This window comes from Candidatus Zixiibacteriota bacterium, assembly GCA_040752815.1.
Classification (GTDB): Bacteria; Zixibacteria; MSB-5A5; order GN15; family FEB-12; genus JAGGTI01.
The window spans coordinates 44,415-67,438 of the sequence record JBFMGC010000011.1 but is presented as its reverse complement, the minus strand read 5'-3'; the positions used below and the strand labels follow the sequence as shown (position 1 = coordinate 67,438).

The window sequence follows — 23,024 nt, the reverse complement described above, 5'->3', positions numbered from 1 at the left end:
TAAAGATCAAGTTCGAGCCATATGTCACTGATTCCGTGCGAGGGGCATTGACAAAACAGTCTCCATCGCTGGATAGTGGCTTGTGGATGACTACCCAACCGACGGCTTCTATGCCTATTCACTTGCTTCGGGCTATGATTTAGAACAGGTCAGAGCCGCTCTCAGAAACGTCGAGGGGGTTGCCATGATAGACCCATATTACCTTACGATCAATGGGCAAGCCTTCAACAGCGGCCCTACCTTTGTGGTTGGTTTTCGCCACGACGTAACGCAAGAGCGTGTCGACGCTCTGAACGAGCAACATCACGTTATAGTCGAGAAGATAAGCAGGCACACACCAAGCGTTTACGTGCTGAGTATCTCTCAGTCGAGCGAATTTGGGCTGCTTGAAATGGCAAATCTGTACTACGGTATCGACGAGACCTACTTCTCGCACCCGAACACCGCCGGCAGCCTTCGCCAAACGGCTTATACCCTTGACGATAAATACCATACCTATCAGTGGAATGTCATGCAAGTTATTGGCAACCTTGGCACGGCTTCCGTGTGGGACTTCGCGGGCCTTACGGACAGTTTAGTCGTGGCTGTAGTCGACGACGGGGTTACAGGCCACTATGATCTTGATCAGGCACGTATCTTACCGGGATACGACTTCGCGGATGATGATGACGACCCTTCCCCTGGCGACAGTTGCGGGCACGGTATGGGGTGCACAGGTCTTATTGCCGCTAATCACACAATTGCCAGTCAGATAATGAGCGCTCCTGACTACAGCGGTGTAATGTCACTCAACCCGCATGTGAGCATCTTGCCCGTGAAGATATTTCGCGACTACCGGTGTTCCGGTCAAGGGGTGTCGTTGTATTCGACGGCTGAGGCAATTCACTACGCATGGCAACACGGGGCGGACGTCCTTTCCAACAGCTGGATCTGCGAATTCTCCGATATCGTATGGATGGCAATTGACAGTGCCGCAATCCGAGGCCGCGACGGAAAGGGATGTACAATCGTGTTTGCTTCCGGTAATGACGCGATAGCGTATCCGGAGAGAATGTCGTGGTTGGCGATTCTCGCGCCTGTCATTGGTGTAGGCGCATGCGACCAGTTCAACGACCGCCTGAATTACTCCATGTACGGAATTAACTTGGGACCTTGTGGCCCCCAGCAGCGAATTGTGCCGGCAGGGAACCATTTGGTCTCTTGACCAGGAAGGCAATTTGGGATGGAACCCGCATTTAACATACTGGCCCGGATGTCCGCCCATAACTTGGGACTGCCCTCCGCCAAATGGATGGGACCCCGACTTCGACTGCAAATCCGGCGGTACCTCAGCCGCAGCAGCGACCGTCTCAGGTGTGGCTTCCCTCGTGCTGGCCAGAGATCCCGGGATGCCAGCAATATGCGACACCTCCGCTTACTCGGTATACGGCGTACTGACAGGTTCTGCCGTTCACGATTCCGGGTCGGTACCAGTACCCGAAACCGGCTATGGCCGCGTTGACGCCTATCGGGCCATACTCTCTATCGCCCGAGGCGATGTGAACAATGACGCCGATGTGAGCGTCGGTGATATCACCTTGCTCATCGACCACGTTTTTGGCAGCGGGGTACCGATATTCCCCGACAGCCTCCTGGGTGACGTTACCTGCGACGGTCAGCTTTCGATTGGAGATATCCGGCAACTTGTTGATCATTTATTCGTGTCTCTAAACCCGCTTCCGCTGCCGTGCTTTGAATTCAATGACTAGGGCAACTGGAACGACCGATCCTGGTAAATATGTAGAAAACCAGCTGTCGGGCAGGGTCGCCCGACAGCACCAGACGACAGGCGTGGCGTTACGCGCTCGGCCTAAACCCGCCGCCCGCCGGGGCGGACGCCGGTATCCGTGACAAATGACGTTATCAGCTCGTTCGGCGTGACATCAAACGCCGGAGAATACGTCTTGATCCCATCCGGAGCGGTCTGGCCGCCGTAGCCGTTAGTGATTTCAAAGCCGCTCCGTTCCTCCACCGGGATATCGCTTCCGGTCGCGATATCATTATCAAAGGTCGACGAGGGCGCGGCGACATAGAGCGGCACGCCGTGAGCCTTCGCCTGGACTGCCAGCCCGTAGGTGCCGATCTTGTTGGCGGTGTCGCCGTTGCGGGCGATCCTGTCCGCCCCGACAATAACATGCCCGATTTTCCCCTGGGCCATAAGCACAGGCGCCATCGAATCACATATCAGGGTTACATCAATTCCCTCCTGCATAAGCTCCCAGGCCGTCAAGCGGGCGCCTTGCAGAAGTGGGCGGGTCTCGTCGGCGAATACGGTTAAGCGCTTGCCCTGATCGCGACAGGTATAAATCACCCCCAGCGCGGTACCGATTCCGCCGGTCGCCAGCGCACCGGCGTTGCAATGGGTCAGCACGGTATCGCCATCGCTGATGAGACGCGAGCCGTGTTCACCGATACGAGCACACATCCGGCGGTCTTCCTCGTGGATAGCCTCGGCTTCGGCCCACAAAAGATCGAGGACCTGTTCAGGTACTGGCGGAGCCTCGACCTTCAACCGCTTCAACACTCTGTCAACGGCCCACGCGAGATTGACCGCAGTCGGGCGGGCAGCCTTGATCTCCGCGCCGATCCTGGCGATACTGTCATAATCGTAACGGCCGGTCTGGATCACCCCTATCGGCAGCGCGTAGGCCGCCGCTATGCCAATAGCCGGTGCGCCGCGAACTTCGAGTCGCTGAATCGCCTCTATGATCGCCCGGTAATCGTCCAGTTCACGATAGACAAGTTCGACCGGTAAGCGTGTCTGATCTATCAGCTTAAGCTTGTTGCCCGCTCGCTCCAGCGCCTTGACTATCATGCGCCGTCACCAAGGATCTGCAGGATGATTTCGCGGTCGTGAGGGCGATTGTCGAATTCGAGGAACACTACCTGCTGCCAGTGGCCGAGCAGCAGGTGCTTGCGCGTGAACGGCACGGTCACGCTGGGACCGATCAGAGCGGCCCGGAGATGAGAAAAGCCGTTGCCGTCCTGCCAGGTCTTGTCGTGCGCGTAGCCTCGATCCGACGGCACCAGGCGTTCCATCAGTTCGGGCAAGTCCTGAATCAGCCCCGGCTCGTACTCGAGAGTAGTGATGCCGCCAGTGGCGCCGGGTACAAAGGCGGTAATCGTGCCGGAATCGATCCCTGAATTGGCCACCGCTTCCTTCATTTCGAGGGTGAGATCGACAATCGCGCCCGATCCCCTGGTCTTGAACTTGACCGTATGAGTTTCAACCATGGCGGCACCTCCGGCCGAACGGACTATCGGTAAACAAAGCGCTTCACTTTCTTGGTCGAGGTCTTCTCCAGCTCCTGAAAGTGCACTTCAAAACCGGTAATGCGTTTGTAGTCGGCGATCTCGGCATTCACCATGGCAACTTCCCGGCTTAGGATTTCGCGCACGAGGTCGGCGTTAGGCTGCGCCGGATCGAGACCGAACTCGAGCTGGAACTGCTCGATATCCGGCACGATCAGCGCCCGCACTTCTTCCCCATGCCGCCCGTGCTTCGCCCGGCCGAACACGATGACTTCGAGAATGTAATCCGACTCCGACAGCTTCTCTTCGAGCTCTTCCGGGTAGATGTTTTTGCCGGCCGCCGATACGATCAGATTCTTCGCCCGCCCGGTGATCCATAACTGGCCATCGCGAAAAGTGCCCAGATCCCCCGTGTGGAGCCAGCCATTGCGCCACAATTCGGCGGTCTGTTCCGGGTTGTTCTTGTAGCCCGACGTACAATTCTCGCCACGTACGATGATCTCGCCAATTCCGTTTTCATCCGGCCTGTCGATCCTGACCTCCACTCCGTCCAGCGGCGGGCCAACCGAACCGAAAACAATTGAATCGGCCCGATTGACGGATATGACCGGCGAGGCTTCGGTCATACCGTACCCTTGCAGGAAGTCAAATCCAATCAGTACGAAAAACCTTTGGATGTTTGGCGGCAGAGCGGCAGCGCCGGAGACGAACATCCGTATGTCGGCCAGCCCGGCCCGTCGGCGTACGCCCGCAAAGAGCCCTCTCCCCCAGCGTCGCCCCAGTTGCCAACCGAGCGCGGAGATCCAGAGCAACAGCCGGAACATGAGTCGACGTATGAGGGGAGCGGTTTCCACCTTGCGATGTATCGAGTGATACATTTTCTCATAGAGGAGCGGCACACCGCACATCAAGGTCACCCGGTTTGCGGATATGTCTTCCAGCACTTCCTTGGATTTCAACCCGCGCGCGTAAACGATCGTCGCGCCATGAATAAGTGGAGTCAGAAAGCCGCAGGTCGTCTCAAAAGTGTGGTGCAGCGGCAGGAGAGATAGCTGCACATCGCGTTCGTCGAAGTGTATCGCCTTGTCAATCGCTTCGAGATTGGCCAGCAGATTGCCGTGCGTGAGTATCACGGCCTTAGGCGCGCCGGTGGTGCCAGACGTATAAATCAACGACGCCACCGTTTCCCTGCTTCCCAGAGGAGTAAAATCAACCGGGCTTGACACAAGTTTCGACCAGTTGTTGGGCGACTCCGATTCGAATGAGAATAGCCGCAGATCCGGCCCGAAACTGGCGACCACGGGCTCGAAACGCCCGGACACGAATAACACCGAGAGTCCGGCGTGACGGATGATCGCCTCGATTTCGCCCGGATGCAGGTTGGCGTCGAGCGGCACCACGGTCTTCCCGGCGGCGACGATGGCGAGGTACGCTATAGGCCACTCGGGGCGATTCTCGCTGATCAGGCCGATCTCGGACAGCCCGGAGAACTCGGGTGTCTGGAGGCCGGCTGCGAGTTGCTGAATTCGCGTGAGGGCTTCACGGTAGGTCAGTGCCAGGCCCTTGCCGCCGGAGCCGATAAGCGCGGTTTTGTCGGCGTATTTCGTGGCGACCGCCTCAAAAGCGGCGTAGAGGGAGACCGGCCTGCCGCTGGACTGTGAATCTGTCGCGGCCATTCGCTCAATTTAGTCCCGCGGTCTGCGTTTGCAAAGCACAAAAAGAGAACGCCGGAGGGGTCTGGCAGCCCTCCGGCGATCCTTATGAATGCGTCTCTTCAGGAGACGATCAAGCAGCTGTTTTGACGGTGATCTTCAGCGTGAGCACCATACCGCCGCCACGCGGATCGGTATCAGTAACCTCGATGTTATAGTCTCCGTCGAGTGCCGGCGCGGTCCAGATGAAGCCGAACGCTTCACCGTAACCGTCAGTCTCTTGCGTGCCACCGGTTACCACACCACCCCCTGGGGCCGTCATATTGAGCGTATGGTCGCCAAGCGGGTTGCCCCAGCGATCGGCGATGTTCACCGACAGCCTGACCTGCTCGCCCGGCTGACAACTGGTTGCGCCGTTGATCCTGGAATTGCCGCTGTACGCGAATCCGGTCAGCAGCGTGCAGGGCAGAGTCACTGACGCCCCGCCTGCCGCCCAGTAGGTAACGAAATCGATAGCTCCCACGCCGTTATCGTTGGCGCCCGTCAGAACGTCGTCGTAATCCAAGGTTGTCGAGGTCACCTTGACACGATCAGTGGCCGAGTAGCAGCCATTCTCAAATACTCCACCGTTGACTGTCAGGTAGTTGGCCTCGGCGAAGAACGGCGTGCCGCCAATAACGAAGTTGCCGTTCAGATCGACGGCTTCCACCCACACTGAGAAATTCGCTTCACCGTTAGCTAACAATGACGATTGCCAACCAGAGACGAAAATCTGGTCAGCCAGGTACGTGTTGAAGAACAGTGATGAATCGCGAACCGTACCACCCGACGTCTCCGCGTAGACCCAGGTCCGTCCGTTGGCCCCAACCGGTTTGTAGCCCGAGTACCAGACTGTGGCGGCATGGCCGTTGTTGTTCTTGGTACGAGCCACAGTCGCCTTTATGGTTCCTTCGTCGCAGGTGAAGTACACCACCGTGGAATCATTCACGGGGTTGTTGTAGATGTCGGAGACTATGGCGATTACACCCACCGTGTCACCTACCCGATCCCAGCTCTTAGTGTTGCAGACCGAAGTCCCTACGACAATATGCTCCGGCGGTCCCGAAGCGATCATGACTTGGGCGGCATTGGAAAGCACCGTTCCCTGGTAGGCGCGGATTCTGACTGTACCCGAGATAGTGCCGGACGAAATAGTCGTGCTCGCCGTGCCCTGGCCGTTGGTGTAGGCCGTATCGGGGCCGTACGCGAGCGTATCAAGCTGCTCGCCGCCGCCGGGGCCGTCAAGAATGGCAAACACGATCGGCATGCCCTCGGGAACCGGGTTACCGTGAGTATCGTATCCGGTCGCCCGCAACCAGGCGGTTTCGATTCCGCCGGTGGACTTAACCGAGAGCGTAACCGTATCGGAAGCCAGATAGATCGAGTACAGAATCGTGTTGGGTGATATCTGGAGCGAAAGCTCGGCGAAGCCCCTGATACCGCCTTCGTCGACAGTCGCTTTTACGTATATTGTGTAAGCTTCATCGCCCGAAACGTAATCGACGGTCGCCTGGCCGGCGCCGCCTGAAACGGCGATAGTCGATGGGATCAGTCCGTAAGAATCCCACTGCCCGTTGCCGTTGGCGTCAAATACCAGCGAATCGATATTCTGAGACCAGTAGCCGTTGCCGTCGCGGTCGATAAACTTCTCTCCCGCCACGAGCTTGATGAGCGTGCCGTCGGGCGCGGGCTGGCCCAGTTCATCGCGAACGACAATCGTCACCACGGACGTGTCATGGCCATTGGCCAGAAGCAGGCTCCGCGAGGCGTTGATATTCACATTGCCGCTGCCGGTCGAGCCCTGGGACACGGAAAGCCCTACTGACGATGAAATAGTAGTGCCCACAATTTGGGCTTGAACTATCACCGCCCCCGCCTGACTAGCTGTGAACACGGTCGCTGCGACCCCATCGGCTCCGGTAGTGTCGAATTGGGGCGTGACGGTCCCGGCAGTGCTGGGGGTAACGCTGAAGTGAACTTCCTGGTTAGGCACGGCCGTGCCGCTAACCGTGACCGTCGCCTCGACCACCGAAGTCTCGTTGGTCTCGACCGCCGACGGCATTGCGGCGACTTCGATCTCCGCGCCGGTTGGCGTGGGATCGGTATCGACGGTGTTCTTGGAACTGCATCCGAATACAAAAAGGACCGCAGCACCCAGCGTCACCATCAGCCTGGCAATCCGGAATTTGTTACTCATGGTTTTGACAACTCCTGCTATTAGGAAATCTGATTATTTGACCGTTGAATGTTTCTTGCTCCCGTACCCTGTATTAATCGGCAAAATTGACTCCCGATTTAGAGACAAAAAGCCTCCACCTTATTCAGGTGGAGGCCTTCTTTTCCCCTCTGGTCCGGCCGATTAAGGGGCCGGGTTCATCGCCAAATCACCCTCCGCAATCGTGGGCGTAACGAATATCACCAGGTCGCGGCTTTCCGACGACTTGGTGGAGAACTTGAAGAGGTTGCCAACCAGTGGGACGTCCTTCAGAATCGGCACGCCGTATTCCGTCTCTACCTCATCCTGCGTGGTCAGTCCGCCGATGACCGCGGTCTGGCCGTTGGAGACGATCACGTTCGTCTCGGCATTATTAGTGTTGATGATGACGCCCGCGGCATCGAACTCGAAAGTCGAGCGCTCCGGACGAAGGTGCATCAGCACCTGGTTTTCCGCCGTGATATGCGGCGTGACCGTCAGGATGGTGCCGATCTCCTCGAACTTGATTACGACATTACCGGATTCGTCGAACTGCTTCACCGGCACCTTCTGGCCCATCTGAATGCGGGCTTGCTTGTTCTCGACAGTCGTTATTTCCGGATGGGCGATGATCTTGCCCTTGCCGCTCTTGACCAGCGCCTCGACAAAGGCATCGAGATTCCAATCGTGGCTCAGAACCTGTACGGAGTAGCGCCCGATCGGATCGGAGCCGATATCAGCCATTACCTCGCCGGTCTGGTTAACCTGCGAACCGCCGTCGGAAACGTAGCTGCCGTTGAGCATCCAGTTGACACCCAGTTCCTGCAGGCCTTCCGACGAGATTTCGAGTAGCTGTGCAGATATCTTTATCTGCTTGGCCGGGGAATCGAGCTTGGCGATGTAGTCCATTACCACCGGCAGGTTTTCCGGAACTTCCTGCAGCACCAGTGAGTTGGAGCGGGTGTCGGCCACCACCTTACCGCGGTCGGTCAGGAGGTTTCTGACCGTTCCGACCATATCTTCAGCCACTGAGTTGGCGATCTTCACGATCTTGGTCTCGAGTGGCACCAGTTTCATCTGGTTGGCGTCGTGCTCGGCTTTCTTGGTCAGCTCCTCGCGGTACGTCTCGGATTTCAGCACCCGGATGTATCCGGCCTGATCATCCACGATCGCCAGATCGTAGGTGCGCCCGATAATATCCATGGCGTCGCGCCAGTGGACTTCGCGAAGACGAATGGTCACTTTACCGACCACGTCAGGCGCGATAACCACATTGACATTGCCGTAGTCGGCAAGGAAGGTCAAGGCGGCGCGAATGTCGCTGCCCTGGAACTCGACGTTCTTGATCGGCGCCGTGGCATCTGTCGGCTGATCCTGCGCCATCGTCGGCGTCAGCATCAGAGCAACCGTCAAAACGGCGCCGGCCAGTTTCCACGAAATGATTTGGTCTCTCCACCACATATCTCTACCAGCCTTTCATTAGTATTCCATCGTGAGAGCGACGGTTCGTGACCAACCGTACTCGAATATCTGGAAGTAAACCTGGTCTTCTTCGACGCGCAGCACGTATCCGTTGCGCACCTTGTCGCCGGTCTGCAGGATATAGCTGAAGCCGCTCTTGTCCTCGAACAAAGCGCGGTTGGTGCCGCCGTCCGATTCCAGCACGCCGACGAGCTTGAGGCCCTCGACATTGGGAATGCGGTTTTCGACTGGATCGTTAAACGTCTGGTTCTTATCGACCAGCGGCGTGAATGGGTCGCGTTCGCGGTCGGTCTGGTACTTGATCACAAGCCGCTGCGGGAATTCCGCAACCATGGTGCCGCGAATCTTATCGGATTGGGCCTCGCGTCGGAATCTCGCCGTGGCGCGCTGCTTGGTTGTGTCAGATGCCTTGGAGTCGGCTTCGACAACTTTGACCTTGGTCAGGTCCTCGGGCTTGACCGACGCGGGAAGTTCGACCGCAGGCGCAAAATCAGACGCGTCGGGCGGCGACGGCTGGCTCTGGTCCGCCTTATCCGTACTTTCTTCGTCGGGGTTATCCAGCGGCTTTGGGGTTTTGACTGCCGGTACTGGTTTGTTCTCCGTTCCTGTTGTCGTAGCCGGTACTGTCGGCTTGGCCGCTTCCGGTAGGGCCGGCTGCACGGCTACATCTTTGGGATCGGCCTGTAGCGGCAGGAACGGCGGCTGCACGAATGGCGGCTCGGGGTTCGGCTTCTGAGCCGGTTGCACTGACGCAGGTGCCGGTTTTTCGGCCGGTTTGTCGGCAGGTTTCTGTTCCCCGGTAGCCTGAACTTCGGTAGCGGTTGGCTCAGGAGACGCCTTCGCGGCATCTTTGACTACAGGAGCACCCGGAGAAGTCGGTTTATCATCGACTTCTCTCTCCGATGGAGCCGGCACGAACGGCTGAGTCGCAGACTTCTTTGTGTCTGCTGCACCGACTTTCGGCGCTTCGCTCTTCGGAGTCAAACTGGCGAGCCGGTCCTTTTCGATATTCTGGTTGCGTTCCGTTGTCGTAACAGGAGGCTTACTTGCCGGGGGCGGTGTGATCGGTACAGTAGCAAGTGTTACCGGCCTGGCCGGCTCAGGCTTCGGCAGCGCATCCAGCGACGACCAGGTCGGGAACGGCTTTTCTTCCTTACTACTGAACGTCACGACAATCGACTTGTCGTCGGAAGTGACGCTGTACACCGGGGTCGTTTTCAGATCGAACACAATGCGAACTATTCTCTCCGGGTTGACAGCATACTGGCTGCTGCGCACGCCTTTGATGATACAGGGCGGCAGATTCGAAAACTCTTTGGCACCCAGCTCGTGCGTGGCCGAAAGCACATCAACGATCACCCTGTCCGGGCGGCCGTCTTTGGGCACCTCAGTCTGGTGGGTGAAGCGTACAGGTCCCTGGATATCAATGCGAGCGACGGTACTGCCCGCCTGATAGCTGATCTCGACATTGGTAACCTGGGACGCCCAGACCGAGCCAACGACCAGGAGCGATCCGACAAAAGCTATGACAGCGAACTTCTTCATGGCATCTCACTTCCTTTACATCGTCAGCTCTGCGAGCCGCTCATTCTCTTTCACGTAGTAGGTCGACAAACGGAACTTGGCGGTCATGGTGGCTTTCTTCCGACCCACCTCGATCACGTCCTCTTCCTCGGTAGTGTTTCTCGACTTGGCCTTGGGCTTATTGGTGGCCGCTATCTGTACGTCCGAGACATTGGCTATGAACGGGAAGTTGGCGACGTAGCTGACGAACTTCCCGAAGTCGTGGTACGTGCCGGTGATTTCCACGTCAAAGGCCGCGATCTCGTAAAACTCCTGCGCCTCGACCGGCAGCGGGTGCACCTTGGTGATGCGCGTGCCGGTGATCGACGACGCCGTATGCAACTGGACGAGGATCGACGGCACCTGCTTCACTTCCGGCAATAGCGCCTCGATTTCGTGATAACGGTCGATTAGTTCGGCGTACTCCAGCTTCAGCGCATCGAGCGATTTGGCTTTCATCTCGACGTTGCGCAGGTTGGTCGTGATAGTCTCGAATTCCTGGCGCTGCCCGCTGATTTGGTTGTTGTAACTCGAATACAGCCGGCTGTACCAGAAATAGACTACGATGAAAAAGGCCAGGGCGCCGATTATGATTTTCTGAGTTTTCGAATCTTTGAGGTCCATACGACGTCCTTCCTTAGTTCAGAGTCGTGTGACTCGTCGTCGAATCGGCTTCACCCTGGGATTGAGCCACCCTGGCGCGCAGCTCATCATCCGAGAGGTAGTGCACGTTGGCGGCCAATTGGAATAGGTACGCTTTTTCATCGGCGTAGGTGGTATCCTTGGAGTCTACCAACTCCACCTTATCGAAGAAGTCCGACCGCATCATCTTGATCATGGTAGCGGCCAGGGCGTTCAGAGTGAAAGCGTACCCCTTGATTTCCACCACCCGCTGCGAGGGCAACTCCGCCGCCGGCGCGGTCGTAGCTACTTCAGTTTTTTCGGTGACTTTTTCGTTGGGTTTTTCGACGTCTCTCTTGCCGGCCTTGGGAACATCCAGTGGCTTCTCCTTAAACTCGTCCAGCCAGACAAACTCCGGCATATTGCGGGAAACCTCTTCGAGAATCCTCACCCAGGCGGAGCGGTGGCGGTCCAGTCTTTCGACCGCGCTTATGCGACGGTGTATCTTGTCCTTGACGTCGGTCAGGGCATCAACGATCCGGATATCCTCGCGCAGCATGGCCGCCCGCTGGTTGGCGCGCTCGATATCAGACTTGAGGCTGCTAAGCTGGCTCATCTGATAGAAGGTGATCGCCACCAGCATCGCCACGACCCCGATTGCAGCGGAGGCGATGTAAATGCCGGTCTTGCCGAACTGGAAGGCTCCGGTGCCCTTCCGATGGTCCTTAGGCAGTAGATTTATCTCTATCATGGTGCCGTGCCTCACTTAGCTTTGCGCATGGCCAGACCGACCGAAACCGCAAGCAACGGGGCGATCTTCTCCGGCTGCACGAACTGGAACAGCTCGGGATCGTAATCGAGGTTGCGAAGCGGGTTGGCCAACTCCAGCGGGATATTAATCTTGGACTGCAGGAATTCCGGCAGGTACGGGATTAACGCCCCGCCGCCCGACAGAACTATCCAGTCGATATTCTCAATTTTGGTCTGGGAACGGAAGTACGAGAACGCGAGCTCAATCCCCGATATCAGCTCGTCCGCCGCCGACATAACAGTCGCCTTGAACATATCCTGATCAATCGAGTCGCTCATCTCGCCTTTGAGCGCCTTGGCTGTCAGCTCCGGATTAAGGCGGAACTCCTTCTTGACCGCCTCGAAAATCTCGCGGGTACCGGCGGAGACGTCGCGCGTGGCGGCGAACAACCCCTCAGACATGTACGTGATGTTTGTAACATCGTACCCGATGTTGACCAGGGCGGTAACGCGGGTCGGATCGATATCGTAATTGGCCTCGTAGGAGTTGAGAATGGCAAAAGAGTCGTCGTCAACCACGCACGGCTGAAGGCCGGCGTCTTCAATAAGATCGAGGTAGGTGCGCAGGTACTCCTTGCGGGCTGCCACTAGCAGCACGTCCATCTTGTTGATATCGTCGTCGGTCTTGATGACGTGGTAATCCAGGCTCACGTCGTCCACGTCGAACGGGGCGCGTTGCTCGGTCTCGAATAGAATCGCCTGTTCCGCTTCCGGGCCGGTCTTCTTGTCGATAGTGAAGCGGTCGGTGATAACACTATGGCCGGATACCGAAACTACCACTTCTTTGATCCGAGGGTCGGTCTGGTCGATCAGCGACTGGATATTGTAGATGACCGCCTCGCGGTCTCGGATCTCGTCGCCGACTATTGCCTCCGGCGGCAGTTCGCGTATGCCGATTGCCGAGACCGTATAGCCGTCCTTGCCATGATCGAGCTTGACCAGTTTGATGGAATTGGAGCCTACATCCAATCCAATTGTGCTTTTTCGTCTGCCTGAGAACAACATGGGCATCTCTTAATTTGAAGGTACCTGTTTCTTCGCTTTTCCGACGTCTCTTGTCATCGTCGCCTGAATCATCGGCGGCCCTGCCCGGCAGGTCCGCCCCGTTGGCCCAAATGACGGCAAGTTCCCGGCTTGGTCTTGATTAGACAACCACTAGCCGGAGGGCCGATAGTTTTGATATCGGTCCGCCCGGCCAGTACCTTGAGCAGTAATTCCGGAGCAAAAAAAAGCCGGCCGGCCTGTCTCGCGAGGTCCCGAAACTTCAGGCCGGCCGGCTAAATCTGGGCGCTAGTACCGGTGTTGCGGCGCTTACCAGTTGTAGAAGTGGGAGTAGGTGGTGACTCGGCCGGTCGAGGCCAGCACGTTTACGGCGAAGTATCCCATCATGTTGTCGGATTCGCCAATCAGGTAAATGCTTCCATATCCGTACGTGTCAACTTGCGCCGAGCCGTTGGGTCGGAACACGATACAGTTGTTTTCCGACACCATGAAGACGTACCGGAACTGGTGCGGCAGAGTATCAACCGAGTAGACTGAGTCACCATGGTCAAGACTTGGGGTCCCGGGGTTGGAACTGTTCTCAAAGACAGTCACCGCCCTGCTTTGGCCGTCAATATGCACACCAAAGCCGTCTTTCTGACTTATGGCATACCCGCGGGCCTTCTTTAGAGCCGATGAGACCAACCGTTCGCCGGAGCGAAGTTCCGATTTGTCATACGCTCGCTGCAGGCCAGGCACGGATAGGGCCGCCAGAACACCGACGATGACACCGGTCACCATCATTTCAACGAGCGTGAAACCTTTGCATCCCGGTCTCGTGATCTTTCGCCATTTCATAAGTCTATCCCTTTGTCATGGGTGAACTTACTTTTCGGGCCCGACCCGCCTTTGCGGCTCCTTCAGCCGTCGGCCCGTCAGCCTATGTCAGCATACGGGATGCCGTCTGAGAACGAACACCCCGACAGCCAGTGAACTTCCGGTTCCGTTGCCCGATAACATGTTACAGAATGAGCTGTCGTCGACTCCCGTGCTTTTGAGCGATTGGTTCCCCGACGTCGTTTCAAAACTATGGGCGAGGCCCCACAGGTATCGGCAGTCAGCAGATTCGCGTTGACCTGAGCCGACGACGGCTTAGATTGTAAGATGGATAATCGACTTGGCTGACCAAACTGAAAGGACTTGATTAAGAGGTAAGCATGATCTTCCACCCGCTCCGACAGCTCATCCCAGTCGCGCTTGTGCTTGTCAGTTCGCTGGCAGCCCCATCTGCAAAGACGGCCGATTCTGCCGGTCGACCCGGCTTTCTTGACCCTGACGCCGCCGTTCGCGAACGCCTCACCGATCCTCTGGTTCCGTCTTTCCGCGACTGCCTGGCCCAACGACCGGACGACTCGGTCAAGTTCTGGGTGTTTTTCACGGACAAAGAGGTGAGAAACAAGGCCGATTTTCAACGAGCGGCGACCTCGATCAGGTTAACCGAACGGGCAACCAACCGCCGGGCGAAAGTCGGCCTGAATCGGGTGGTGTTCGCGGATTTGCCCGTCTCTACCTCGTATATCAGCGAGATAGAAGCCCTCGGCGCGCGGCATCGGAGATCCTCACGCTGGCTGAATGCAGCCACGTTTATAGCGAGACCAGACGTAGTTGAAAACATATCGCGGCTGCCGTATGTGTCGGAGGTCCGGCCCGTTTCGCGATACCGGCGGGCGCCGGAGCCGATCGACGAAACCCGTCCCGTTCCGCAGGAAGGAGGCGAGTCCGTTCACGCCCTCAACTATGGCGTTTCCTTCAATCAGCTCAATCAGATCGGCGTCCCGGCGGTGCACGACCTGGGATACTCAGGACAGGGTGTGACTCTGGCTATTCTCGATACCGGCGCCCGGCGAGCTCATCAGTATTTTGCAGCGGCTTACGCCGAGGGGCGAGTCCTGGCCGAGTATGATTTCATCAACGACGATACCAATGTTGATTATGAGGCTGCCAACGGAGACTTTTCCAGCCAGCCCAATCACGGCACGCAGGTGTGGGGAGTGGCGGGCGGGATTGCCGATGGTTTCCTCTATGGCCCGGCCTACGGCGCGAATTTCATAATCTGTAAGACTGAAGACATCAGGTCGGAAATGCCGGTCGAGGAGGACAACTGGGTGGCAGCAATGGAATTTTCCGATTCGATCGGCGCGGACGTACTGACCTCATCGCTGGGCTATCTTGATTTCGACGATTCCTGCGGGTGCAATTACACCTACGCGGACATGAATGGTTTGACTGCGATTTCGTCAGTCGCAGCGAGCATGGCCGATAGTCTCGGTATCGTAGTCACCAAGTCAGCCGGAAATGAAGGCCCCGGCGCGGGGACCATCACCGCTCCGGCGGATGCCTTCGACATTCTGGCAGTCGGCGCGGTCGATAGCAACGGGCTGATCGCCGGATTCTCCAGTCGCGGGCCCACGTCGGATAACCGCATCAAACCCGAGGTTTGTGCCCGGGGTGTCTCGACCATTACCGCTCACCCGACAAGCCTGAATACCTACGCCGCCGGGAGTGGCACATCCTTTGCCGCACCGCTGGTGGGCGGCGCCGCCTGTCTTGTTATCGAGGCCCACCCCGACTGGTCGCCGAGGCGTGTACGCGAGGCGCTGAAGATGTCCGGAACGATGGCCGGAGCACCGGACAACACGTACGGCTGGGGCATCATCAAGGTCGATTCCGCCATTCGGGTGGACTTCGGCTGTTGCTCGGGGAGGGTTGGCGATGTCAACGGCCTTGGGGGTGACGTGCCGACCATTGGTGACGTGACCATGCTCATCGACTTCCTGTTCATATCGCTTATCCCGCCAGCGTGTCTGGCCGAGGCCGATATAAACCAATCCGGGGGTGCGAATCCTCAGGAGGGCGATATCAGCATCGGCGATGTCACCCAACTGATCGATCACCTGTTCATCGCCCAGTTACCATTGCCCTTCTGCATATAAGGCGCCCACCGCGCAAGAACAACAACGCCGGCATGATTCACACTCATGCCGGCATTTGTTTACACGAGCATCAGCGCTCAGATTACAAAACGGCCCTGGCGGTAAATTACCTTGCCGTCAGCAATGATTTCGCCGTCTTTCTTGAGGTCGCAGACCATGTCCCAGTGGATGGCGCTGTGGTTTTTGCCGCCGGATTCGAGGATCGACGCTCCCACCGCCATGTGACAGGTGCCGCCGATCTTCTCGTCAAAGAGCGTGTTGCCTGTCGCCCGTTTGATCTGGTAGTTAGTGCCGATCGCGATCTCGCCCACGCGGCGCGCACCTTTGTCGGTATTAAGCATGGCGCGCACGAAGTCGAGATTGCGCGAGGCACTCTCCGCCACCACTCGCCCGGCTTTCAATTCGAGACAGACGTTCTCGGCGTATCGGCCGTCATATTCAGCCGGATAGGTAAATTTGATGAAGCCGTCTACTGAGTTTTCAATCGGGCTGGTGAAGATTTCACCGTCAGGGAGGTTCTCGGTACCGTGGCAACTGATCCACTTGCGTCCCTTGACTCTCAACTTCAAATCGACTTCGGAGCCACGTATGTGCAGACGATCTGCGCGATTCAGTATCTTCACCAGACGTCCCTGCTCTCTGGCCACTTTTTGCCAGTGCTTGACCGGATCGGCCAGATGCAGGTTCCCGGCGCGGTAGACGAAGTCCTCATAGTCACGCAAGGACATTTCCGCTTTTTGAGCGTCGGCCTGTGTAGGATATTGCGTCCCTACCCAGTGCATGGTCCCGTCGGCGATCCGTTTGAAGAGAGTCTTGAGTATCTTTCCTCGGGCTTTTCGCTGCAGCGCCTGGTGCTTCGGATCGACCCCACTGAGATAATTCGTGTTCTGGCTGCCCCAAACCGAAAGCGCGGCATCGATCTTCCGTACCTCGAGCATCTTCCACGGAGCCAGATACGTTATCTGTTCTTTCGAGCCGCTCTTGAGCAGCGCCTCGTTGGCGTCGGGACAAATGACCTCGATATACGGGTTGCCTCCCACCCGCACCGCCTCTTCAAAACAGGCCTGAAGCAGCGGCATGGCGACCGCCTCACCCTGAATCTTAAGCAGTTGTCCCTTCTTGAGCTTGAGCGAATAGTTGATAAGAACATCGGCTAACTTACGAACGCGTGGATCCATGTTACTTCTCCTGTAGACGGCCTCTGAGCTTCCGGTCAAAACATTCCCGGCGCTCAAAGTGCTCCTTCCAATTCAAGCAGTTTTCTCTTCAATTCGATTCCACCCCCATATCCGCCGAGGCCATCGGCGGCGACCACACGATGACAGGGTATTATCAGCGGCAGGCAGTTTTTCGCGTTTGCCATTCCCACCGCCCGGGACGCCCCCGGCCGGCCGATTTCATTGGCGATTTCTCCGTACGTGCGTGTCCTGCCGTACGGGATAGCGCTTACCCGGCTAAGCACCGAAAGTTGAAATGCCGTGCCTCGGACATCGAGCGGCACGGTGAACTCTTTACGTTGTCCGTCCAGGTATTCTGCAATCTGACGATTCACCTCGCGAAACGGAGTTCCGTCGTTCACGACTTCCGTCCCCTTGGCCAGTCGCCTCACTCGGTTATCGAACGACCTGTCCGACTCGCCCGGCAGGGAGATCAGGGCGAGGCCAGTCTTGGTAGACGCAACCCGGATTACTCCCAGACTGGTTTCGAAAGCATGTGCGGACACTGTCGACATGACTTATCCGGTGTGGTTGTTGATTTGGGTTAGGAGTCCGGGAAGATCCGCCAGTGTCCTAACGAAGTAATCGGGCCGGGACGCTTGCAACTCGTCCAATCCGCCGTACGGGGATTCGACCGCAACCACTCGCACAGGAACACGATGCGCAGCGTAAACATCATTTATGGTATCGCCGACCACGAGGGCGCGCCCCGCGGAGGCGCCGAGGCGACGCAGCGCGAGCCGGAAAGCGTCCGGGGCCGGTTTGACCGCAGCCACCTCATCGGCAGCGACCGACGTCTCGAACAAACGACCCCAGCCGAATTTAGCGATCACGCCGTCAAGGTGCGGCCGGATCTTGGTTGTCGCTATGGCCATGCGGTAGCCGTCGGCCTGAAGGCGCATTAGCGTTCGATCGACACCGTCCAGCGGCACGGTCGACGCCACCATGCTTTGAGCAGCGCGGGACTGGAAGTGATGGTGGAGTTCTTCCACCGGTTTGGCACCAAAATCCGCGTACATCTTTTCGACAGGGAACCCGATGTACCTGACAATCTTCTCCGGGGCCTGCTGGGGCAGATTCATCATCCGCAGCGAATAGTTGACCGCATCGATTACCCCCACCGAGGAGTCAATCAGAGTGCCGTCAAGGTCAAAGATGAGACAATCAATCGCTCTCAAAACAACCGGTACGCTTTCCCAACAATGTCACGGTCCGAAATCTGTACTATTTCGAGACTCGCACCCCCGTTCGGGGCGCCGACCAAGATAGTTCCCAGCCTGACCCTCGTCAACGGAAGGCGCCCGAGTTGATTCAGAACCAAGATATTGCCCGGTACCGGCAAACCGTCAACATATAGCGATCCCCCCGCTACCTCGATTTCCTCGCCTTCCAAGGCAAGCACCCACCCCAGCCTGGCTGACGTCGAGGAGTCCGCGAACAATACGAGATCCAGCCTGCCGGGACTCCTGTATTGATGCGTTTTTTCCAGAAAGAAAAGACGAACCGAATAGGCCGCTCGATTGACAACAAAGACGCCGCCGGATCTCACCGCCGGCGCGAGGGATTCATCGTTGACTTTCAGAACGGTAGGGCGATTGCGTATCGCGAAATTCGCGGGCGACAGCGGCAGCAACAAGGCAATGAGTAACGATCCGACCACAAAGACCCGTGCGGTGACCTCGGAACGCGGCGGGGGGTTTTGTTTGCGGCGAACGGTACGCGCGAGGTCAACAAATGAGAACAGGTAGAAGACTATCGGCACGCCGAAGAGCACGCCTTTCGCGAGAGGCGGCAAATCAAAAAGGAAATTGAAGAGGAACAACACTGAGGCGATGAGCATCACCAGGAAGATGAACAGACCAAACAGATAGTCACGCCAATACAGGTGCCCCGCTCCAGGGAGAATGAGATTGAGCAGGAAGGCGAAACTGAGACTATTGGTAAATCGTTTCATTGGTTGAGTGACAGTTGTTCGAAAACAGCACAGATTGCTGGTCGTCCGTGCCCACGGTGGCCCGGTAAGCCGATACTAATGAGCAGGTTCGCTGCACGAACCCAAACTATTGGACGACTCGCGCCGAAGTAAAGTTGCCGCACAGATGCTATTGCTTGAGCTAAGCGCATACCGGACAGCAAAATACTCGGAGCTGACAGTCGGAGTTACAGCAGAGGAACTCAACCGCCTTGCTAAGTGTATATAATATCAATGAGATACGCAGAAGCTTCAGACCGTCTCCGCTTGACAAAACAACGAATGATGATAGATTGACCATTGACAGGCTAACTTAGAGGTTCAACATGTACCGCTTCACGGTTCAGTTATTCGGAATAACGGTTTTCGCATTGGCGCTGATATGGTTTGCCGATCCCGGCGACGCCAGCCAGGCTTCGCCGAGTCGCCTCGAGCCGGTTCTCTGGGCGGACACTGTCCAGATTCAGCTCGACAAGGAACACCCGGTGGTGGAGGTCGCGCCGTCGCAGGATCGCGATTCTTTCCTCCGCAGCGTCAAGAAACTGACCCAGACCGCCTTCAGTATCCGCAACCACTACATGGAAGACGTGGACATGGATAAGATCATCAAGGCGGGTGTGGAAGGGATGCTGGCGGACCTGGACCGATATTCCGTGCTGATGGAGGCTGAAGCGTACGACGCGCTCATGGAGAGCACGCACGGCAAGTATGAGGGGCTGGGGATGCAGATCGACGAGCGCGATGGCCGCATCATGATCATCTCCCCGATCGAGGGCACTCCGGCCTACCGCAAAGGGCTTCGCGCAGGCGACGTCATTGTGGAAATTGACGGCCACGACACCCAGGGCATGAAGAGTACCGAGGCGGTCGGCCTGATGCGCGGCACGGCGGGCACATCAGTCGTGCTGAAAATCAAGAGAACCGGTATCAACGAGACCCTTGAATTCGAAGTTGAGCGCGCCGTAATCGAGCTCAGGTCGGTCAACTACTTCGGGGTCCTGCCGGGCACGAAGGTGGGATATATCAGGCTCTCCCGTTTTGCCGAAGAAACCAGCCGTGAGCTTCGCGAGGCGGTGACGTCGCTCAACGAACAAAACGTGGAATCGGTTGTATTTGATCTGCGCTCCAACGGCGGCGGCCTGCTCGACCAGGCCAAGGAAGTGGCCGAGTTGTTCCTGAACGAAGGACGCGAGATCGTATACACCAAGGGCCGCGACGGAATGGGCGAGCGCCATTACCGAGCCGAACGTCCGCCGCTGTTCCCCGAGGACAAACCCCTTATCGTCCTTGTCGACGAAGGCACCGCATCGGCCTCGGAAATTGTGGCCGGCGCAATCCAGGACTGGGACCGCGGCCTGGTAGTGGGCAGCACCACATACGGCAAGGGACTGGTACAGCAGATCTTTCCGATCTCTTCCGACGGCAGTGAGTCCCTCAAGCTCACCACCGCTAAGTACTATGTGCCGTCGGGAAGGTGCATCCAGAAACCTGATCGCCAGGCCAAACATCCTGCCGATGACAAGGCGGACGATGAAGAAGCAGGCGACTCGCTGGTCGTTGCCGACAAAGGGGTTTACTACACCAACGGAGGACGGGTGGTGTACGGCGGTGGTGGGATCTCTCCCGACGTGAGCGTCGATCGTGAGCTTTGGAAACCGATTGAGATAAACCTCGAACGGCGCTCGATGTTCTTCAACTTCGCGATCGAGTACGTCGCCGCACATCCCGACATCAAGCCTGACTTCGAGGTCTCCGACGGAGTCCTCCGGGAATTCCGTCAGTATATCAAAGACAAGGAATTCACCTATAAGTCTGCGCTCCAGATTGCCGTCGAAGATTTGAAAACGACGATTACGGAAGAGAACAAAGAGCCGGAATTCGAGACCACGCTCAAAGAGATGGACGCCGTGGTGGCGTCGGAGAAGGAAGTCGATTTCGACCGCTCCGAGGAGTATATCCGCCGGGCGATCAAGCGAGAAATTGTTTCGTCGGTGTTCGGCGAGCGCGGAGTTTACGAAAACATCCTATTCAAGTCGGACAAGGCGCTTTTGAAAGCCCGCGAGATTTTGACGCAGCCGGGAGAGTACTCGAAGCTGATCTCAGAGGGGAAGAAGAAGGCCGAACTATAAATCACGCATGTGACTCTCTTTGTGGATGCAAGCGCCCGCAAATTTCGCGGGCGCTTTTTTTGTGCGGAGTTTCGCGGGGGCCCCACTCATCGAAGTTGGATTTCGAAAAACCTCACGCAAGGGCCTCTTCGGTACCCCACCCAACGGGTGGGATCTCGCGATAATCATCTACGTGCCGTCGGGCGACCCTGCCCGACGGCTTATACTGTCGGCGACTTCGATGCCAGGCTAGACGCCACCCTACAGCAAGCCGGTTGAGTCGGGATGACCCTCAGCGAATTGAGTGACGAGCCACCTGTCATCGTCGAGGCGATAGGTGAGTCGTAGCGGGCGGTCATGACCCGACGTGCTGTCCATGATGAAGCAGTCGATCACCGCCAGGTCGCGATTGAAGAAGATCGTGTAGTCGCCGAGTTTCTGAAAGGCGAATGAATGGTCCGGCCGGTACACATAGCGCAGCAGGGAATCGGAGTCCTGCTTGTGATCGAGAATGTCCACCGAGAGCAGCGAGTCGATCGCCGCGCGGTTGTGGTCGCGAAGTCCCCTCTCAAGAACGAACAGCCGCTCGTGCAGGATCGGGATCTGCTCCCGCGACGGCAGCTCGTCTTTGCCGCATCCCATCAGCAGGAAGACCAGAAGCGAGGCATGGCGGCAGACTCGCATCACAGCCGTATTTCCTGATACTGGTATTGGCCCCTCCTGACGCGGTAAGCAACGCCATTCTTCACGAGGCGGTCCAGAGTCCCTGATGCCACGAGATTCCAGAACCAGTATCGAACCGCTACGCTGAGGTCGCCCTCGCGACATTTCTTATTCAAATGCCGAAGCTCCTCTAGGGCGTCGCTGAGAATCGACTCGGTGTCCTGGTCCAACATGCGCATCATGGGGATCACCATGGCGGTGTCGTACAAAAAGGTTTCTCTCGCATCCAGTCCCTGGCCGAAGCTCCAGTCGGTGTTTTCATAGAGCGTCAGTTTCTTCTCATACCCCGGCCAGCAGGTGATCGGCGGGATGCTGTCACCGAAACGGGATTCATAGCCGCTCGCTTTGGCCTGTGCCCAGTAGAAATGATGGCCATTGAAGTAGTCGCCGCCCAGCACGAGATACATAAAAGGTCCGATTCTGGGGTTGCAGAAGTCGGTGCCGTAGAAGATTTCGAGGCTGCGGCTGCCGGTAATGAACTTCTGCCCCAGCACCTGCCAGAGGAGCATTCCTCCGACCAGAGGATGCGGCTGGAACAAGACTCGTGCGCCGGTATTGAACCCGGTGCTGTCCCCGCTGGCTACGCCGGCGCTTATAAGCGAATCGAGAAACGGTCGGCGGCGGCCAAGGTTTTCCGCAAGCTTGCGCGCCAGGCGGTCGGCGATCCTGTCCGCCAGTTCCCGCCCCTCGACCGCCTCCGCCTTGGTAATCACCGGTGTCAGCACTTTCAAGCTGTCACCGGAACGTGAAACAAATCGCGCCGCCGCCAGGCCGAGAACACACTCGGCCACAAAGGCGGTGTCGGTTTCGCACATAGCGGCGATCTGCGGCACAGTCTTCCCCTCGTTCGCCAGGACCAGCAGCAGACGCGTGAATTCGTTGTCAAACAGGCCGTAGTGGCCCACCAGGGGCGGGAGAGTGATTCGCTCCTGGAAATAGGGGATGACCGCCTCGGGCACATGAAAACGGATGTTGAACGGCTGCTCGAATAGCTTCGTGCCGGCAGCGAGAACATCCAGTGTGTCGACTACGTCATACAGACGCACCCAGAGCTTCATTAATCCATAGTTGGACGGGATCACGATTCTTGGTTCGAACCTGGTCTTGGCCGACGGCTCCAGTACGAATGGCGTGCGCGTGACGCGGTGCGGGTTGACATAGGAGCCTTCGAAAGTGACATCGGTCTCAACCACCAGGAATTTCAGCCAATCGGTCCTATTGGTGACATCGAACTCCAGTGTCCCCGTTCCCCAGACCCGCTTGGGGAAGCCGATCTCGCCGACTATCACCTCCGGATCTTCTGCCGACGCGTTGATGGCCGTACTGAGAATGACCAGAACGAAAACAAGGCCCGACATTTTGAACTGCATCTGAGGCT

General features: G+C 57.5%; 20 protein-coding genes. 3 read left to right on the top strand and 17 right to left on the bottom strand.

Going from position 1 to position 23,024, the window contains the following annotated elements; all coding sequences use genetic code 11:
- Positions 1-82 precede the first annotated feature (82 nt).
- Positions 83-1,204, top strand: coding sequence for a S8 family serine peptidase (locus AB1772_04780; protein ID MEW5795657.1), 1,122 nt, complete (start codon positions 83-85; stop codon positions 1,202-1,204).
- Positions 1,205-1,349: 145 nt separating this feature from the next.
- Here the strand turns inward: AB1772_04780 and AB1772_04775 are convergent, their stop codons facing one another.
- The 11 genes from AB1772_04775 to AB1772_04725 form a co-directional block, all read right to left on the bottom strand.
- A complete protein-coding gene (locus tag AB1772_04775; GenBank protein MEW5795656.1) occupies positions 1,350-1,694 on the bottom strand; it encodes a hypothetical protein in 345 nt (114 codons plus the stop codon).
- 155 nt (positions 1,695-1,849) lie between these two features.
- Positions 1,850-2,854 (bottom strand): S-methyl-5-thioribose-1-phosphate isomerase, encoded by a 1,005-nt coding sequence (gene mtnA / locus AB1772_04770; GenBank protein ID MEW5795655.1) that lies wholly within the window; start codon positions 2,852-2,854, stop codon positions 1,850-1,852.
- Positions 2,851-3,273: a secondary thiamine-phosphate synthase enzyme YjbQ gene (locus AB1772_04765; GenBank protein MEW5795654.1), complete on the bottom strand. Its 423-nt coding sequence runs from the start codon at positions 3,271-3,273 to the stop codon at positions 2,851-2,853. Before AB1772_04765 ends, mtnA begins: the two co-directional genes overlap by 4 nt.
- Positions 3,274-3,296: 23 nt before the next feature.
- Positions 3,297-4,967 carry an AMP-binding protein gene (locus tag AB1772_04760; GenBank protein ID MEW5795653.1) on the bottom strand — a complete coding sequence of 557 codons (1,671 nt, stop codon included), beginning with the start codon at positions 4,965-4,967 and terminating at the stop codon, positions 3,297-3,299.
- A 109-nt stretch (positions 4,968-5,076) separates the two neighbouring features.
- Positions 5,077-7,179 carry a hypothetical protein gene (locus AB1772_04755; protein MEW5795652.1) on the bottom strand — a complete coding sequence of 701 codons (2,103 nt, stop codon included), beginning with the start codon at positions 7,177-7,179 and terminating at the stop codon, positions 5,077-5,079.
- 162 nt (positions 7,180-7,341) lie between these two features.
- The gene (locus tag AB1772_04750) at positions 7,342-8,637 is read right to left on the bottom strand and encodes a secretin N-terminal domain-containing protein (protein MEW5795651.1); all 1,296 of its coding nucleotides are present in this window, start codon (positions 8,635-8,637) and stop codon (positions 7,342-7,344) included.
- Between the two features lie 18 nt (positions 8,638-8,655).
- Positions 8,656-10,203 (bottom strand): hypothetical protein, encoded by a 1,548-nt coding sequence (locus AB1772_04745; GenBank protein ID MEW5795650.1) that lies wholly within the window; start codon positions 10,201-10,203, stop codon positions 8,656-8,658.
- 15 nt (positions 10,204-10,218) lie between these two features.
- Positions 10,219-10,845: a type 4a pilus biogenesis protein PilO gene (gene pilO / locus AB1772_04740; protein ID MEW5795649.1), complete on the bottom strand. Its 627-nt coding sequence runs from the start codon at positions 10,843-10,845 to the stop codon at positions 10,219-10,221.
- Between the two features lie 13 nt (positions 10,846-10,858).
- Positions 10,859-11,593 carry a PilN domain-containing protein gene (locus AB1772_04735; GenBank protein MEW5795648.1) on the bottom strand — a complete coding sequence of 245 codons (735 nt, stop codon included), beginning with the start codon at positions 11,591-11,593 and terminating at the stop codon, positions 10,859-10,861.
- 11 nt (positions 11,594-11,604) lie between these two features.
- The gene (pilM, locus tag AB1772_04730) at positions 11,605-12,657 is read right to left on the bottom strand and encodes a type IV pilus assembly protein PilM (GenBank protein ID MEW5795647.1); all 1,053 of its coding nucleotides are present in this window, start codon (positions 12,655-12,657) and stop codon (positions 11,605-11,607) included.
- A gap of 306 nt (positions 12,658-12,963) precedes the next feature.
- Positions 12,964-13,491 carry a prepilin-type N-terminal cleavage/methylation domain-containing protein gene (locus tag AB1772_04725; protein ID MEW5795646.1) on the bottom strand — a complete coding sequence of 176 codons (528 nt, stop codon included), beginning with the start codon at positions 13,489-13,491 and terminating at the stop codon, positions 12,964-12,966.
- A gap of 359 nt (positions 13,492-13,850) precedes the next feature.
- Here AB1772_04725 and AB1772_04720 point away from each other — a divergent pair, with 359 nt between their 5' ends.
- Complete coding sequence (locus AB1772_04720; GenBank protein ID MEW5795645.1) at positions 13,851-15,626, top strand: S8 family serine peptidase; 1,776 nt, start codon at positions 13,851-13,853, stop codon at positions 15,624-15,626.
- 77 nt (positions 15,627-15,703) lie between these two features.
- On the opposite strand, the gene AB1772_04715 is transcribed toward AB1772_04720, so the two are convergent.
- Genes AB1772_04715 through AB1772_04700 form a run of 4 tightly spaced genes read right to left on the bottom strand, consistent with a single transcriptional unit; the run spans position 15,704 to position 18,797 of the window.
- Positions 15,704-16,804, bottom strand: a complete 1,101-nt coding sequence (locus tag AB1772_04715) for an aminopeptidase (protein ID MEW5795644.1) — start codon at positions 16,802-16,804, stop codon at positions 15,704-15,706.
- A gap of 53 nt (positions 16,805-16,857) precedes the next feature.
- A complete protein-coding gene (locus AB1772_04710) occupies positions 16,858-17,358 on the bottom strand; it encodes a methylated-DNA--[protein]-cysteine S-methyltransferase (protein MEW5795643.1) in 501 nt (166 codons plus the stop codon).
- 3 nt (positions 17,359-17,361) lie between these two features.
- A complete protein-coding gene (locus tag AB1772_04705) occupies positions 17,362-18,021 on the bottom strand; it encodes an HAD-IA family hydrolase (protein MEW5795642.1) in 660 nt (219 codons plus the stop codon).
- Positions 18,018-18,797, bottom strand: coding sequence for a S26 family signal peptidase (locus AB1772_04700; GenBank protein MEW5795641.1), 780 nt, complete (start codon positions 18,795-18,797; stop codon positions 18,018-18,020). The genes AB1772_04705 and AB1772_04700 overlap by 4 nt, the downstream gene beginning before the upstream one ends.
- A 344-nt stretch (positions 18,798-19,141) precedes the next feature.
- Between AB1772_04700 and AB1772_04695 the strand changes: the two genes are divergently transcribed.
- The gene (locus tag AB1772_04695; GenBank protein ID MEW5795640.1) at positions 19,142-20,944 is read left to right on the top strand and encodes a S41 family peptidase; all 1,803 of its coding nucleotides are present in this window, start codon (positions 19,142-19,144) and stop codon (positions 20,942-20,944) included.
- Between the two features lie 240 nt (positions 20,945-21,184).
- Here AB1772_04695 and AB1772_04690 read toward each other — a convergent pair whose 3' ends face one another.
- Together AB1772_04690 and AB1772_04685 are read right to left on the bottom strand one after the other, a co-directional pair.
- Positions 21,185-21,610 carry a hypothetical protein gene (locus tag AB1772_04690; protein MEW5795639.1) on the bottom strand — a complete coding sequence of 142 codons (426 nt, stop codon included), beginning with the start codon at positions 21,608-21,610 and terminating at the stop codon, positions 21,185-21,187.
- Entirely contained in the window at positions 21,607-23,016 is a 1,410-nt protein-coding gene (locus tag AB1772_04685) for a hypothetical protein (protein ID MEW5795638.1), read from the bottom strand. Before AB1772_04685 ends, AB1772_04690 begins: the two co-directional genes overlap by 4 nt.
- Between the last annotated feature and the right edge of the window lie 8 nt (positions 23,017-23,024).